General features: G+C 72.0%; 15 protein-coding genes and 1 pseudogene. 6 read left to right on the top strand and 10 right to left on the bottom strand.

All coding sequences use genetic code 11. The annotated features are described in order from the left end of the window. Positions 1–10: 10 nt before the first annotated feature. Entirely contained in the window at positions 11–2,809 is a 2,799-nt protein-coding gene (locus ACFYZZ_RS31005; RefSeq protein WP_389182867.1) for a YfhO family protein, read from the bottom strand. A 298-nt stretch (positions 2,810–3,107) separates the two neighbouring features. Between ACFYZZ_RS31005 and ACFYZZ_RS31000 the strand changes: the two genes are divergently transcribed. Continuing rightward, positions 3,108–3,548 carry a carboxymuconolactone decarboxylase family protein gene (locus ACFYZZ_RS31000; protein WP_389183489.1) on the top strand — a complete coding sequence of 147 codons (441 nt, stop codon included), beginning with the start codon at positions 3,108–3,110 and terminating at the stop codon, positions 3,546–3,548. On the opposite strand, the gene ACFYZZ_RS30995 is transcribed toward ACFYZZ_RS31000, so the two are convergent. Next, complete coding sequence (locus ACFYZZ_RS30995) at positions 3,535–3,771, bottom strand: alpha-L-arabinofuranosidase C-terminal domain-containing protein (RefSeq protein WP_389183486.1); 237 nt, start codon at positions 3,769–3,771, stop codon at positions 3,535–3,537. The two genes, ACFYZZ_RS31000 and ACFYZZ_RS30995, sit on opposite strands and share 14 nt — an antisense overlap. A gap of 32 nt (positions 3,772–3,803) precedes the next feature. Beyond that, a pseudogene (locus tag ACFYZZ_RS30990) lies at positions 3,804–4,211 on the bottom strand (alpha-N-arabinofuranosidase); the annotation flags it as partial. A gap of 124 nt (positions 4,212–4,335) precedes the next feature. Here ACFYZZ_RS30990 and ACFYZZ_RS30985 point away from each other — a divergent pair. Beyond that, positions 4,336–4,779, top strand: coding sequence for a DUF6314 family protein (locus ACFYZZ_RS30985; RefSeq protein WP_389182864.1), 444 nt, complete (start codon positions 4,336–4,338; stop codon positions 4,777–4,779). On the opposite strand, the gene ACFYZZ_RS30980 is transcribed toward ACFYZZ_RS30985, so the two are convergent. The 3 genes from ACFYZZ_RS30980 to ACFYZZ_RS30970 form a co-directional block, all read right to left on the bottom strand. Further along, the gene (locus tag ACFYZZ_RS30980; RefSeq protein WP_389182862.1) at positions 4,761–5,354 is read right to left on the bottom strand and encodes a histidine phosphatase family protein; all 594 of its coding nucleotides are present in this window, start codon (positions 5,352–5,354) and stop codon (positions 4,761–4,763) included. The genes ACFYZZ_RS30985 and ACFYZZ_RS30980 overlap by 19 nt on opposite strands. A 62-nt stretch (positions 5,355–5,416) precedes the next feature. Further along, positions 5,417–5,854 carry a GNAT family N-acetyltransferase gene (locus ACFYZZ_RS30975; RefSeq protein WP_389182859.1) on the bottom strand — a complete coding sequence of 146 codons (438 nt, stop codon included), beginning with the start codon at positions 5,852–5,854 and terminating at the stop codon, positions 5,417–5,419. A 41-nt stretch (positions 5,855–5,895) separates the two neighbouring features. After that, entirely contained in the window at positions 5,896–7,359 is a 1,464-nt protein-coding gene (locus ACFYZZ_RS30970; protein WP_389182856.1) for a PLP-dependent aminotransferase family protein, read from the bottom strand. On the opposite strand from ACFYZZ_RS30970, the gene ACFYZZ_RS30965 reads away from it, so the two are divergent. Together ACFYZZ_RS30965 and ACFYZZ_RS30960 are read left to right on the top strand one after the other, a co-directional pair. Continuing rightward, positions 7,358–8,269, top strand: coding sequence for a DMT family transporter (locus tag ACFYZZ_RS30965; RefSeq protein WP_389182854.1), 912 nt, complete (start codon positions 7,358–7,360; stop codon positions 8,267–8,269). The genes ACFYZZ_RS30970 and ACFYZZ_RS30965 overlap by 2 nt on opposite strands. Before the next feature lie 16 nt (positions 8,270–8,285). Continuing rightward, entirely contained in the window at positions 8,286–8,483 is a 198-nt protein-coding gene (locus ACFYZZ_RS30960) for a DUF1918 domain-containing protein (RefSeq protein WP_389182851.1), read from the top strand. A gap of 1 nt (position 8,484) precedes the next feature. Here the strand turns inward: ACFYZZ_RS30960 and ACFYZZ_RS30955 are convergent, their stop codons facing one another. Further along, positions 8,485–9,729 carry a glycoside hydrolase family 10 protein gene (locus ACFYZZ_RS30955; RefSeq protein WP_389182849.1) on the bottom strand — a complete coding sequence of 415 codons (1,245 nt, stop codon included), beginning with the start codon at positions 9,727–9,729 and terminating at the stop codon, positions 8,485–8,487. Positions 9,730–9,896: 167 nt separating this feature from the next. Between ACFYZZ_RS30955 and ACFYZZ_RS30950 the strand changes: the two genes are divergently transcribed. Further along, positions 9,897–10,772: a 3-hydroxybutyryl-CoA dehydrogenase gene (locus tag ACFYZZ_RS30950; RefSeq protein WP_389182847.1), complete on the top strand. Its 876-nt coding sequence runs from the start codon at positions 9,897–9,899 to the stop codon at positions 10,770–10,772. Between the two features lie 193 nt (positions 10,773–10,965). Then, entirely contained in the window at positions 10,966–11,223 is a 258-nt protein-coding gene (locus ACFYZZ_RS30945) for a hypothetical protein (RefSeq protein WP_389182844.1), read from the top strand. Here the strand turns inward: ACFYZZ_RS30945 and ACFYZZ_RS30940 are convergent. The 3 genes from ACFYZZ_RS30940 to ACFYZZ_RS30930 all read right to left on the bottom strand — a co-directional run bounded on the left by ACFYZZ_RS30940 (position 11,220) and on the right by ACFYZZ_RS30930 (position 14,387). Continuing rightward, positions 11,220–11,756, bottom strand: a complete 537-nt coding sequence (locus ACFYZZ_RS30940; RefSeq protein ID WP_389182841.1) for an NUDIX hydrolase — start codon at positions 11,754–11,756, stop codon at positions 11,220–11,222. The genes ACFYZZ_RS30945 and ACFYZZ_RS30940 overlap by 4 nt on opposite strands. A gap of 81 nt (positions 11,757–11,837) precedes the next feature. Then, positions 11,838–13,178 (bottom strand): transcriptional regulator, encoded by a 1,341-nt coding sequence (locus ACFYZZ_RS30935; RefSeq protein WP_386574752.1) that lies wholly within the window; start codon positions 13,176–13,178, stop codon positions 11,838–11,840. A 165-nt stretch (positions 13,179–13,343) separates the two neighbouring features. After that, positions 13,344–14,387, bottom strand: a complete 1,044-nt coding sequence (locus ACFYZZ_RS30930; RefSeq protein WP_389182838.1) for a PP2C family protein-serine/threonine phosphatase — start codon at positions 14,385–14,387, stop codon at positions 13,344–13,346. Positions 14,388–14,488: the final 101 nt, after the last annotated feature.

Raw genomic sequence — 14,488 nt, 5'->3', positions numbered from 1 at the left:
AGGGGCGCGGTCAGAGTGCGGTGGTCACGCGCTCGCGTGGTGGTGTGGTCGTGGACGGTGCCGGGGCGCGTCTGCGGCGCACGGCGGTGAGGGTGCCGAGCAGCGCGAGCGTGAGCAGCGAGGCGCCTCCGACGGCCGTGCCCAGCCGCAGGCCGGGCGGGTGGAAGGTGCAGGTCAGCGTGGTCGAGGTCGCGGCGGTGCCGTCGGTTGCGTCGAGGGGTACGGCGATCAGCCCGTGGTACTCCCCCGCCGGCCGGGCCGGGCCGCCGCCGGTGGCGCACCGCCAGCCGGCGATCCGGGGCGCGGCGACGACCGCGATCCCCTTGCTGCCCGCGGGCAGTTGGGCCCGGACGGTGCCGTCGGAGACGGTGACCTCGGTGGCGCCGGTGGCCTTCAGGCGGGCGGCCGCGGTGCGCAGGCGTGCGGTGTCCAGGCAGCCGATCGCACCGGCCGGGATGTGGCCGGGGCGGTCCGGGGTCAGCTCGATGCGCACCCGGCCGGACGCCGGGGCCGGGCCGAGCGGCGCCATGGCGGCGCGGTTGCGCGGGTACTCGAAGCGGAAGCGCGCGGCGGCGTGGGCACCGTGCTGCCGTGCCGTGCCCGAGTAGTGCGGGGCCCACAGGTAGACCTGGGTCCCGGCCGGGCAGCGGGCCGTGATCGTCGGGCTCGTGACGGCGTTCCCGGAACCGACCCGGCCTCCCCGGGCCGGCTTTCCGGTGTCGCCGTGCACGGCGAGTCGGGGCACCGTGTAGACGCGGCTGCCGAGCAGCAGTTCCTGGTTGCGGTACGGCGACGGCCCGAAGGCGGCCCGGTCGGGAGCGGTCCGCACGGTCACCAGCGGCGGCACGTCGCGCCGGGTCACGGTCACCGGGTCGCCGTCCTGCGGCTGGTGCTTCTGGTGCGGGTCCGGCGGCGAGTGGACCCGGGCGCCGACCGAGAAGATGACGTCGGTGACGGCGTTGTCCAGGCTCTGCACGCTGCGGCCGCGCGAGGTCCAGCCGTCGCCGAGCGCGGTCAGCGTACGGCTGAGGACGTCGGAGGTCAGGCTGCTGTAGTACTGGGCGCCCTGGCCGCCCACCAGCATCGGGTCGTTGCCGACGGTCTGCTCGCGTCCGGGGTCGGTCCGGTACCGGGGCCAGTCGTCGGCCCCGGCTATGGCGTCCGCCTGCCGCTGCTGCCGCTGGCCCCAGGGCGCATAGTCGTCCAGGTGCCCGAGGCGCAGCCTGGTTGCCACGGCGGAGGTGGCGGCCGTCTCCCCGAGCTGCGCACCGAGCAGGAGGACGACGGCCAAGCCGGCCAGCCGGGTGCGCCGGCCTGCGTCGGCGCGGGCGAGCAGGGCCAGTCCGCCGAGGGCGCCGGCGGTGGCGAGCAGCAGCACCGGCCAGGCGAAGGCCCGCACCAGGTCGCTGCGGCTCGCCACGAGGGCGATCAGGGCGAGCAGCCCGGCCGCCGCCGTGAGCGCGCGCCGGTCGGGCAGGCCGTACGACAGCGCGTGCCAGGCGGCGATCACCAGCAGCCCGCAGAGCACGAAGGCCTGGCGGTAGGGGCTGCCCTGCGGGGTGGCGAAGGCGTGCCAGACCAGGTGGGTCGGCGCCCACTGCAGCGACAGGGTCACCGCGAGCACGAGGAGCGTCCAGCCCGCACGCACCCGGACGGGGACCGCGCGGTGGAACGGCAGCGCGAGGGCGAGCAGCAGGGCCGTGATGCCCACGTAGACGGCCGGCGAGCCGAAGCCGTACGTCGCCGGCAGCAGCCTGGCCAGCACGTCCTCGCTCGCCACCGGGGCGAACTGGCGGACGCGGCCCGGGTAGGCGTGCTTGGTGCCGAAGTAGATGACGGTCACCAGCGGGGCGGCGAGGCCCACGCCGAGGACCACGGTGAGCACGGCGCGGCCGGCCGCCGCGAGCGCCCGCCGCCGGGGCAGGTCCGCCAGCAGCAGCCGGAGCAGCAGGACCAGGGCGGCGCCGAGGGTGGCCATGTAGGCGGTGTAGAAGTTCGCGGTCCAGGCGAGGGCCACGACGAGGACGCCCAGGTAGCGGCGGCGCCCGGCGATGGCCCACTCGCCGACCAGGCACAGCAGCGGCAGCGCGATGAGGCCGTCCAGCCACATGGGGTTGTAGGAGGCGTCGGCGACGCTCCAGCCGCACAGGGCGTAGGACGCGCCGAGCAGTCCTGCCGCCCACCAGCGGCCGGGGGGTGTCTTCTGGGTCAGGTCGGCGGAAAGCGACGGCGCGTTCCGGCCGACCCGAGCGGGGTCTGGTGCGTGCAGCTGCAAGGCGGAGGAGGGCGTCGACGCGATGGGGGTCCCCCCGCGCGAGCGCAGCCGAGCGTGGGGGAGTCGGCAACCGACGACAACGCGGCAGATGCGCGTGCCAGACCCCGCGTCGCCGGCATGATCCAGAAGAGACCCCCTAGGTCGCAGGGTGAGCAGCAGGCAGGCCATGGCGGCTGCGGCGGCCGCGGTCTTCAGTCCGGTGACGACGTACACCGCGAGGTCGATCTCGTCCCGCGGGAAGAGGGCCACGAGCAGCGCGAACGGGCTGCCCAGGTAGGTGCCGACGTCGGGCAGGAAGCTGGAGCCGTAGCCGGACTGCCAGTTGACGAGGAAGCCGCCGTCGGCCCTGCCGTGCAGCAGGTCCCACAGGTGGGCGTGGAAGGGCACGTACTGGTTGCCCAGGTCGTTGACGCTGCGGGTGCGGGGGCCGAACGGGTAGCTGCGGGCAAGGGCGTCGGCGGCGCAGAACGCCGTGATCGTGACGGCCGCGGCGAACAGTGCAGCGGCCCGCCTCGGCCGGGATATCTCTTTCACACCCAGTTCCTGTCCGGGTGCCGCCGCGCGTTCCCATGCATTTTCGGTGCTCCCCCACGGAATGTATGCCTCGTCGATTCGCCGTCTTAGACGGGACACGTTTCCTGTTGGTTGTGCGCTCACTGAAAAGTGAGGCGACTTCTTCCGAATACGGGAAACACCGTGTGAATTTCATGACGCCCAGGAAAACAAAGGCTTTCCGGGTGGTGTTTTCAAGGTGAACCGAGCAGCGCTTGACTTGGAGCGCACTCCAGGTTCTACGGTTCCTGCCATGACAAGCGGACAGCCCATAGCCGGCATGAGCGAGAGCACCACCCGTGACGAACGTTTCGCACACGGCCTGGAGGTTCTGAAGCAGGTCGACGGCGAAGCCGGGCAGCGGGTCGTCGACTCGCTCGCCGACATCAGCCCGGAGCTGGGGCACCAGATCGTCGCGTGGGCCTTCGGGGAGGTCTACGACCGGCCCGGGCTCGCCCCGCGCGACCGTCAGCTGGTCACCCTGGGCATGCTCACCGCGCTCGGCGGCTGCGAGGCCCAGCTGGACGTGCATGTGAACGCGGCACTCAACGTGGGCCTCACGGCCGAGCAGATCACCGAGGCGCTGCTGCACTCCGCCGTCTACTGCGGCATGCCGAAGGCGCTGAACGCGACCTTCGCCGCGAAGAAGGTCTTCGCCGAGCGCGGGCTGCTGCCGCTCGGGCAGCAGCCCGCGGGCGGCTCCGTGGCTACCTCTGCTTGATCCGCAGGAAGGTGACGGAGTTCGCCGGGAAGGTGTACGTGAACTTCCCCGCCACTCCGGTGAGCGTGGAGGTCTTGGGGGCGACCGTCGTGGACGTCTCGGTGTTCACCGCGTCGGGGGCGGCGGCGAGCGTGGTCACGGCGGCCTCGGAGGCGACCTTCGCACCGCCCAGGTCGATCGCCGTACGGGCCGCGGAGGCCTGGGCGTTGACGACCTTGACGATCAGCTCACCGGTCCTCGCGTCCCGGGTGACGCGATGCCGGTGTTGTAGCCCGCGTTGGTGACGGACGAACCGGCGCCCAGGGAGAGGTAGTTGCGGTTGCGGTCGCCCAGGCGGCCGATGTCGTTCACGACCTGCGCGGCGCCGGAGACCGTCCAGGCGGTCAGGGGCGTGTACGACCTGTTGTCGTCGGTGGAGTACTCGAAGGACCGGTTCTGCACGAGTTCGGCGTACAGGCCGCCGTCGGCGGCGCGGTTGATGTCCTCGAAGAAGACGCCGTACATCGTCTTGTCGATCGCGGCGCCCCGGGCTGTGGGGTCGACGGTGATCGAGTAGTCGGTGACGTCGGCGGCGTGGGCGGGGACCGGGACGACGGTGGCGGCCAGCAGGAAAGCGCTTGCCGTGAGGCCGAGTCTCAGCCTGGTACGGGTGGTGCGTGACATGGATGCTCCGCGGCTCGATGGATCTCTATGATCGTTCGAAATATCGGACAATGGTCAGCACTTCGAACGGCAAGATAGGGAAGGGGTATGAGCACGTCAATGGGGCGGACAGACAGGGGTGATGATGGGCGGGTTCTGGCCCGTGGCCGACGTCCTGGCCCACCTGGCAGGACGCTGGCGGGTGGAGCGGACCGTGCGTGATCTGGCGAGCGGGGACGAAGGGCGGTTCGAGGGAGTCACCGTCTTCAGCCCGCTCGACGGCGGCGGGCTGCTGCACGAGGAGTCGGGGACCTTCACCTGGCAGGGCGTGACACGGCCCGCGACGCGCACCCTGCGCTTTCTGCCCGGGGCCTCGCCCGGCACGGCCGACGTCCGTTTCGCGGACGGCCGGCCCTTCCACCACCTGGACCTGACCTCGGGACGGTACGTCGCCGACCACCCCTGTGCGGCCGACCTCTACCGGGGCGAGTTCACGGTCACGGACGCCGACCACTGGCGCTCGGTGTGGCGGGTCGGCGGTCCGGCGAAGGACCTGGTGCTGACCACCGACTACGTGCGCGAGATCTGAGTGGACCCGCCGTCCAGGCGGAGGTTCCAGCGGCCCGAGCGGCCCGTCACCGTGGACGTGGACAGCGGGCGCACGTCGATGTTCCAGTACGTCGCGGGGGGCGCCTGCAGGGCGTACACCAGGGCGGCGCGGATCACCGAGGGTTCGGCGACGGCGACGATCCGGCCGCCGTCGCCCACCGGGCGCGTGTCGAGCCAGCTCGCGACCCGGGAGATGAAGGCCAGCAGCGACTCGCCGCCGTGCGGGGTGGAGCGCGGGTCGGCGAGCCAGGCGTCCACGGCGTCCGGTTCGCGGGCCATCGCCTCGCCCAGCGTCAGCCCGCGCCAGCGGCCCATGTCGCAGTCGCGCAGCGCGAGCTGGACGAGCGGGGCGTACCCCAGGGCGTCGCCGGTGGCACGGCTGCGCGGGGTCGGGGAGCAGTAACGCAGGTCGGCGGCCCTCAGCGGCAGCAGGTCCCAGGCCATGCGCTGCACCTCGTCCCAGCCGGCCTGGTCCAGCGGCCGGTCGTCCTCGAAGCGCTCCGCGAGCAGCGAGGAACTGCGCGCGGCGGCGACGAACGTGACCCGAAGTGGCATGCGGTGATGGTGAGCCTCGGGTGTGCGCAGGTCAAGAGCCGTTACCCAGGGTGTGTGCGCACTTACTCGAAGGGGTGGATCATCCACTGGCCGGGGCGGTCGAGCGGCCGGAAGCCCACCTTCTCGTACACCCCCTGGGCGTCCTCCGTGGCCAGCAGGATGCGCCGCAGCCCGAAGGGCCGCAGGTGGTCCCGGATATGGCCGACGAACGCCGTGCCGACGCCCTTGCCGCGCACCGAGGGGTCGACGTACACGTCGGCGAGCCAGGCGAACAGGGCCCGGTCGGTCACCACGCGCGCGTACGCGACCTGCTCGCCGGAGGCCGTCGCATACACGCCGAAGTTGATCGAGGACGCCATCGCGCGCTCATGCTTCTCCCGCGGGCGGTCGATCGCCCAGTACGCGTCGGTCGACAGCCAGCCGTGGACCCGGTCGACGTCCACACGGGCGGTGTCGGCGGAGAACTCGTAGCCCTCGGGAAGATCGGGTGCGTCGCTCATGCGGGGATCCTCACAGGGCGGACCGACGGCGTCGAATCGATTTACCGGGTCGGAGCGACCGTCGTCCCGCTCTGGAGCACCTCGTCACACGCGGCTCTGAGTCGCCGAATCCCCTCCTTGATCTCCCCCACCCCCGCCACCGCCGCGAAGCTCAGGCGCAGGTGGGCCGCGGGGGGTTCGGCGCTGAAGTAGGGGCGGCCGGGGGTGAGGGCGACGCCCGTGCGGAGGGCTGCCGCGGTCAGGGCGGACTCGTCGGCCCCGTCGGGGAGACGGAGCCAGAGGTGGTAGCCGCCGGAGGGGATGTGGGGCAGGGCGAGTTCGGGGAGATGGAGGGCCAGCTCGGTCGTCATGGTGTCGCGGCGGGTCTTCAGCTCGGCCGACAGGGCCCGCAGATGGCGGGGCCAGGCCGGGGCTCCGACGAGTTCCAGGGCAGCCTCCTGGAGTGGCCGGGGCACGAAGAAGCTGTCCACGACCTGGATCGCGCGCAGGCGTTCCAGCACGGGCCCGCGCGCGGCCAGCGCGGCCACCCGGAAGCTGGGCGAGGTCGCCTTGGTCAGCGAGCCGACGTGGACGACCACGCCGTCGGGGTCGTCGGCGGCCAGCGTGCGGGGCAGCGGGCCGGAGTCCGCGTGCACGAGGCGTCGTACGAAGTCGTCCTCGATGACGAACGCGCCCGCGGCGCGGGCGATGCGCAGCACCTCCGCGCGGCGGTCGGGGGCCAGGACCGCGCCGGTCGGGTTCTGGAACAGGGGCTGGCAGACGAAGACCCGGGCGCCGGTGGCCCGGAAGGCGTCGGCGAGGAGGTCGGGGCGTACGCCGTCGGGGTCGACCGGCACCGGGACCGGGCGCAGTCCGGCCGCGCGGGCCAGGGCCAGCATGCCCGGGTAGGTGGGCGACTCCACGAGGACCGGGGCGCCGGGCGGGGCCAGCGCCCTGAGGGCCGTGGCCAGTGCGGCCTGGCCGCCCGCGGCGATCAGCACCTCGGCCGCGGTGACCGACCCGCCGATGCCGCGCGCGAACCACTCGCGCAGTTCGGGCAGCCCCTCCAGCGGCGGTCTGCCCCAGGCGCCGGGCCGCCGCCCGGCCCGGGCGAGAGCCGCGGCCATGGCTCGCTCGGGCTGCAGCGAGGGGTGCGGATAGCCGCCGTTGAACTCCAGTACGCCCGGGGGCGGGGTGGTGAGCGAGACGGTGACCCCGGAGGCGTCCACCGTGCGCGGGACCAGCTCGGCGATGCCGTCGGCGCTCAGCGCGACCTCCTGCCAGGAGGTGTCCCCGGCGGGCTCGGCGACAGCGTGCGGCCGCGCGCGGAAGGCGCCGGCGCCGGGCCGGGTGACCACCAGTCCCTCGGCGGCCAGCTGGGCCAGGGCCCGGGAGACGGTCACCGGGCTCACCCGGAACCGCTCGATCAGGGCCCTGCTCGACGGGAGCTTTCCACCAGGCGAGTAGCGGTCAAGCTCCCGTCGCAGCTGTTCTGCCAGTTCGCCGACACTGCTACGCTCATGCATGAGAGCACAGAGTAGCGCTACTACCGCGACGGCGATAGCGGTCCCCGCTCCCCGTGAGCACCGGTCCTTCGGTATCGGGCTGGCCGCCCTCGGCGTGACCGCCTTCTCCCTCACCTTCCCGTCCACCGCCTGGGGTCTGGAGAGCTTCGGCCCCTGGTCCCTGGTGGCGGTGCGCAGCGTCCTCGCGGCGCTGGTCGCGGGCGCGTGTCTGCTGGTGCTCCGGGTGCCGCTGCCCGGCCGCCGGCATCTGCCGGGCCTCGCGGTCGTCGCCGCCGGGGTGGTGTTCGGCTTCCCGCTGCTGACCACGCTCGCGCTGCAGACCTCGACCACCTCGCACGCCGCCGTCGTGGTGGGCCTGCTGCCGCTGACCACCGCCGCCTGCTCGGCGCTGCGCATGGGCCACCGGCCCTCGCGGCGGTTCTGGCTGGCGGCGCTGGCGGGCGCGGCGGCCGTGCTCGCCTTCACCGTCGGCCAGAGCGGCGGCGCGCTCACCGCCGCCGACGGCTACCTGTTCGCCGCCCTGCTGGTGTGCGCGGCCGGCTACACCGAGGGCGGGCGGCTGGCCCGGGTCATGCCGGGCTGGCAGGTCATCGGCTGGGCGCTGGTGCTGTGCCTGCCGCTGAGCCTGCCGGCCGCCCTGCTGGCGCTGTCGTACGAGCCGGTGCACTTCACCTGGCACGGGGTGACGGGTCTGCTGTGGGTCTCGATGGTGTCGCAGTTCCTCGGGCTGGTCGTCTGGTACCGGGGAATGGCAGCCATCGGGATCCCGAAGGCCAGCCAGTTGCAGTTGGCTCAGCCGCTGCTCACACTGGTGTGGTCGGCGCTGCTGCTGGGCGAGCACCTTACGGCGGCCGCTCCCCTGACCGCCGTCGCCGTGCTCGTCTGCATCGCCGTCACCCAACGGTCGTGACCGCGAGGAGGGCCTGATGCGCGCAACCGTCGGCGACCAGCTTGTCCAGCACGGCAGGGTGGTCGGCGAACACGACAAGATCGGCGAGATCGTCGAAGTGATGGGCCAAAAGGGCGAGCCGCCGTTCCGCGTCCGCTTCCAGGACGGGCACGAGGGCATCTGCTCCCCCGGCCCGGACACCGAGATCCGGCACAAGGAAACCCGACCGTCGTAGCTCAGCGCGGTGGCTTCGCCGGCTGCCCGTAGTGGTCGGCGACCACCCGCGCCATCGCTCCCACCGGATCCGTCGCCACGTCCTTGGCGGCGAAGAACACGTGCCCGCGCACCTGCGGGTATCCGGCGGCGAGCGTGAGGTGCCGGGACAGCTCGACCGGGTCCTGCCACTGCGAGGGCTGCCCGGCGGCCCCCGCCTTGTACAGCGCCTCGCCGATGTACAGCTGCGTCCTGGTGCCCTCGGCCGCCTTCGCCCACCAGTCGACGAGCGTCGCGTAGTCGGCGGCGGCGAAGCCGATGTGCCAGTAGAGCTGCGGGACGATGTAGTCGATCCAGTGGTTGCGCACCCACGTGCGGGTGTCCGCGTGCAGGTCGTCGTACGTCTGCACGCCCGCCCGGGTGTCCGAGCCGCGCGCGTCGGTCGTGGCGTTGCGCCACACCCCGAAGGGGCTGATCCCGAAGCGGGTGCCGGGCCGTACCTGTTTGACGGCCGCGGCCGTCTCCCGCACCAGCTTGTCGATGTTGTCGCGGCGCCAGGCGGCCCGGGTGTCGAACTCGCCGCCGTACGCGTCGTACGCGGCGTCGTCGTCGAAGGTCTGCCCGGCGACCGGGTACGGGTAGAAGTAGTCGTCGAAGTGGACGGCGTCCACCGGGTACCTGACGACCGCGTCGAGCATGGCCTGCTCCACGAAGGCACGGACCTCGGGCAGGCCCGGGTTGTAGTAGAGCTTCCCGGCGTAGGGCACCACCCAGTCCGGGTGCCTGCGGGCCGGGTGCCAGGCGGCCAGCCGGGTCGGGTCGGTGTGCTGGGCGACACGGTACGGGTTGAACCAGGCGTGCAGTTCCAGGCCGCGGGCGTGCGCCTCCCGCACGGCCGTGCCCAGCGGGTCCCAGCCGGGGTCCCGGCCCTGGGTGCCGGTGAGGTACTGGGACCAGGGCTCGTACGGCGAGGGCCACAGGGCGTCCGCCGTGGGCCGGACCTGGAGGATCACCGTGTTGAGCCGGTCGCGGACCGCCCGGTCCAGGTGGGCGATCAGCTCCGTGCGCTGGGCGTCGGCCGTGAGGCCGGTCTTCGAGGGCCAGTCGCGGTTGGACACGGTCGCCAGCCACACGCCCCGCATCTCGGTGGCCGCGCGCGGCCACGGCCAACGCGGGTCCGGCCGCCCCGGCGCCGCCGTCGCGCCCTGGGCCGTCGCCAGCGTCGACAGCCCCGCCCACGCGAACGCGCGCCGTGTCAGTCGCCCCATCTGCACACCCCCACACGCTCCGGATCCGCGCCGTCACGGATCGTTCCGCGCCCCAGGATGCCCCCACCCGGACGATCGATCATCGATACTTGGCGGTAACGTGCACGATCGGAGCAGGCGCCGAACCCGGAGGTCTGCCAGAGCCGGAAACCAGCGAAGGGGACGATGTGACAGGCTTCCCATCGGGAGATATTGCGCGCGTCGGAGTCGTGGGCTGCGGCCAGATGGGCGCGGGCATCGCCGAGGTGTGCGCCCGCGCGGGACTGGACGTGAAGGTCGCCGAGACCACCGGCGAAGCCCTGGAGATCGGCCGTACCCGGCTATACAACTCCCTGGCCAAGGCCGCCGAGCGCGGCAAGATCACCGAGGAGGAGCGGGACGCCACGCTGGCGCGCCTCAGCTTCACCACGGACCTCGGCGAGTTCGCCGACCGCGATCTGGTGATCGAGGCGGTCGTCGAGAACGAGCAGGTGAAGACGGAGATCTTCCAGGTGCTCGACCAGGTGCTGACCCGCGCGGACGCGATCCTGGCCTCCAACACCTCCTCCATCCCGCTGGTGAAGCTGGCGGTCGCCACCTCCCGCCCCGACCACGTGGTCGGCATCCACTTCTTCAACCCGGCCCCGGTGCAGCAGCTGGTCGAGCTGATCCCGGCGCTCACCACCTCCGAGGGCACGCTGAGCCGCGCCCAGGTCTTCGCCGAGAAGGTGCTCGGCAAGCACGCCATCCGCGCCCAGGACCGCTCCGGGTTCGTCGTCAACGCGCTGCTGGTGCCCTACCTGCTGTCCGCGATCCGGATGTTCGAGTCCGGCATCGCGAGCCGCGAGGACATCGACAACGGCATGGAGATGGGCTGCGCCCACCCGATGGGCCCGCTGAAGCTGTCCGACCTGATCGGTCTGGACACCATCGTGTCCATCGCCAACTCGATGTACGCCGAGTACAAGGAGCCGCTGTACGCCGCTCCCCCGCTGCTCCAGCGCATGGTCGAGGCGGGCCGGCTCGGCCGGAAGACCGGCTCGGGCTTCTACACCTACGGCTGATTACCGTCCGCTACACCTGTGGGCCCGGCACCAATTTCGGTGCCGGGCCCATCTGTTTCACACACCGTGTGCACGCCGGGCACGCATATGCCCTTCGCACACGCTCCCCACGCGCCCACCAGGCGAGTTGACTCCTCATGCGCATGCAAGGGATGCGGAACAACCAGATTCGACTACGGAAAGGAGTGGACCCGTGACCGTCGATCCGGAGCATCCCGTGGTCCATGGAGAACTCGCAGAGTTACGGCGCCGCCTCGACGTGGCGTACGCCCGAGTCGAGGGAGGACTCGCCCTGCTCAGTCATCGCACCGAGGAGACCGCCAAGGAACTGGACGAGCTGCACACGCGCATGAGTTCGCTGGAACACGCACGCTGGCCGCTGCCCTCGGTGGCCGCGCTCACGGCTCTGGGAGCGCTGGTCGTGACGGTCTGGCAGACGCTGGCCCACTAACCGTCCGCGAGCCTCATGTGGTGCAGCAGGAGTAACGCGGCCGCCATGTTGGCGGCCGGGACCTCCCCTCGGGCGATCAGGTCGGGGACGACTTTGAGCGGGACCCATTCCCGGCGGTCCGACTCGAAGTCGTCCACGGGGTGACCGACGTACTCGCCCCGGTCGGACCAGTAGATGTGGTGCCGGGCGTCGGTGAGACCGTTGGACGGCTCGACGGTCATCAGGTGATGCAGGGGCCCCGGCCGCCAGCCGGTCTCCTCCTCCAGTTCTCTGGCGGCCGCGCTCGCGATGTCCTCGCCGTCCTCGACCACACCCGCGGCCAGTTCCCAGCCCCAGCTGTCGGTGATGAACCGGTGGCGCCACAGGAGCAGGACTTCGCCCGCCTCGTTGACCACCGTGGCGACGGCGACCGGCCGCAGCCGGATCAGGAAGTGGTCGAGGTGCCGGCCGTCCGGCAGCTCGACATCTGCGAGGTTGACGCTGAACCAGCGGTTTTCATACACAGTTTGTTCGTTCTGTTTCGTCCACTGCACGGTTCTGCCACCTTCCGACGAGTAAGTGGCAATATCGCAGCAGGGACTCTCCAGGCCTACAGCGCAGACCCCGGCCCGGGGCTACAGCGGTACGCGCAGTGCGCCGTCGATGAGTTCGGCGGCCTCGGCGGTTCCGGCCGAGCCGCAGTTCACCAGGTGCTCGCGTACCGCGCGGAGTCTGTCGCGCAGCCGCTGGGACTCCATCCCGCGGGCCTGCTCGGCCATCTGCACGGCGGTGACCACCGCCTTGTCGGCGTTGCCCTGACGCAGCTCGATCGTGCTGAGCATGGCGAGCCGGTGCACCCGGCCCCGGTCGTGGGCGGGGTTGTCGACCGCGGCCGCCGCGTGCTCCCGCGCGGCGGCGAGTTCACCGAGGCTGAGCAGCGCCTCGGCCACCTGGACGTTGACCAGGCCGGGCTGGACGTAGCCGGTCTCGTCGGGCTCGTACCCGCGCCGGATGCGGTCGGCGGCCGTCTCGGCCCGGCGGATGCAGGACAGGGCGCTGCTGCTGTCGCCGAGGTGGGCGTACGCCTTGGCCTGCATCGCGTACAGGTCGGAGGCGAGCGCCGGGGTGATGTGCTTGCCCGCGGCGCGCAGCGCGGCCTCGGCGAAGGCCACGGCCTGCCGGTACTCCTTCATGAACAGGGCCTGGTTGACGAGCAGCGCGATCACGTACGCGCCAAGTCCGCGGTCCCCGCTGGCCTTTGCCAGCCTGAGCGCCTGGTGGAAGTAGCGCTGGGCGAGACCGTGCGCGTCGGAGTCGTACGCGCAGATGCCCGCGATCGCCACCAACCCGCCGGTGGCCCGGTGCAGTTGCCGGCCGGTGGCGTCGGTGTAGCTGCCGCGCAGCAGCGGAGCCGCCTCGGCGTTGAGGAACCCGACGATGCGGGTGCGGGTCGCCATGCCGCCGGCCTTGCGGTACATCTGCTCGTAGTGGGTGCGGGCGGCGCGCAGCATCTCGATGTCGGCCGCGGTGACCCGGTGCCGGCCGCCCCGGGAGACGTCCACGTCCTCGGGCGGGTTCTCCCACTCCCACACCGGCATGACCGCCGGGGTGCCGGTGACCGCGGGAGCGCCCAGCACATGCGGGCGCTGCTGTTCGTCCGAGCGCCACAGGGCGGTGGCGCGCTCCACGAAGCCGGAGAGCGAACCGGTGTGCGCGGTGCTCGGCTCGCCGGGGACTCCGAGGCCGATGTCGTCCAGGGTGACCGGCCGGTGCAGCCGACCGGCCAGCACCTCGCAGATCAGGTCGGGCACCTGGCCGCGCGGCCGCTGGCCCTTCAACCACCGTGCCACAGCGGTGTGTTCGTACCGGAGCGCGAGGCCCCGTCGCCGGCCCGCCTGGTTGACGTGGGCGGCGAGACCGGCGTGTGAGATCCCCGCCTCGTCCAGGATCGCGTCGAGCAGAGTGTTGGGCTGCATGGGTTGCCCCCCGAGTGGCCTGGTGCCGTCAGCGTAGTGCGTCCGCTTTCACACGGGGTGTGAACGGAGTGCGCGCATCCGCAGTGTGTGCACGCTGTTGCGGAGCGTGTTCTGCCGGTTGACTGAGAGTCCTCGCAAGAGGATGGCCAAGCCGCCGGCTCCCCCTCAGAAAGCGGCGGCTTGGCCTCTGGCTGTGCCTTGCCGGGACAGCTCGAACGTCCTTCGGTCGTTCCGCAGGACCAGTACCGCCACATCGTCCGTGGGTCTGCCGGCCGTGTGGTGCAGGAGGGCCTTGAAGACCGTGCGCAGGACTGTCTGGGGCGTCACCGGTTGATCGCACACGACCTCTCGCAGCACTGTCGGCAGCGAGAAGAACCGGCCGCGGGCGTCTCTGGCGTCCTCCGCTCCGTCCGTGAAGAGGACCAGGGACTCGCCCGGGAGCAGCCGGCCGCACGAGGCTGCCTCCAACTCGCCTGGGAGCGGAAACGGGCCCAGGGGCGGGAGCGGGTCGGCGCCCGTGAGGGGCTCCACCCGGGTGCCGCTGAGCAGGTACGGCCACGGGTGACCGCAGTTGAGGGCGCGCATCTCACCGTCCCGGGCGATCTCCAGGAGCAGGACGGTGACGAACTCCTCGGCCACCGGCGGGCCCGGGTCCTGCCCGTTCGCCGGATGGTCGGCACGGGACCTCTCACGCAGATGACGGGCGTGGGCCCGCTCCAACCGCCGCAGCACATCGCTGAGTTCGGCCTCGTCATGGGCTGCCTCACGGAAGCTGCCGAGGACGGCGGCGACGGTCCCGAGCGCGGCGAGTCCATGACCGCGCACATCGCCCATGATCACGCGGACTCCGTACTCGGTGGCGACGGCCTCGTACAGATCACCGCCGATGGCCGCGCCACGGTCGGCGGACAACTGGGCCGCCGCCAGGTTCAGCCCGTCGAGTCGGGGCGGCAGCGGCCGTAACAGCACACTCTGGGCGACGCCGGCGACCCTGCGGGCCTGCCTGAGTTCGCGCAGCAGGGCATGGCGGACATGGAATATCAGTCCGGTGCCGACGGCGAAGAACACGACGCTGGTGACGATGCGCGCGCCGAGCCCGTCCTGCTGGGCGAGCGGGCAGCCGAACTTGTACGTGACCGCCACGGATCCCCAGACCGTGGGCAGTACGGCTCCCCGCGCGGTGGGTGCCCGTGCCTTGATGCGGATCATGCCTCTGGTCCCCCATGTGGGCCCTGACAGAGCAGACGGACCGACCCCGAAAGGCCGGTCCGATTCTGTCGAGAGGCACGGCTCGGAAGGACCAGATCCCT

It is taken from the genome of Streptomyces sp. NPDC001816 (genome assembly GCF_042892235.1).
Lineage (GTDB): Bacteria > Actinomycetota > Actinomycetes > Streptomycetales > Streptomycetaceae > Streptomyces.
Note: the sequence above shows the minus strand (reverse complement) of the source record. Positions and strands in the feature narration are given on the sequence as shown.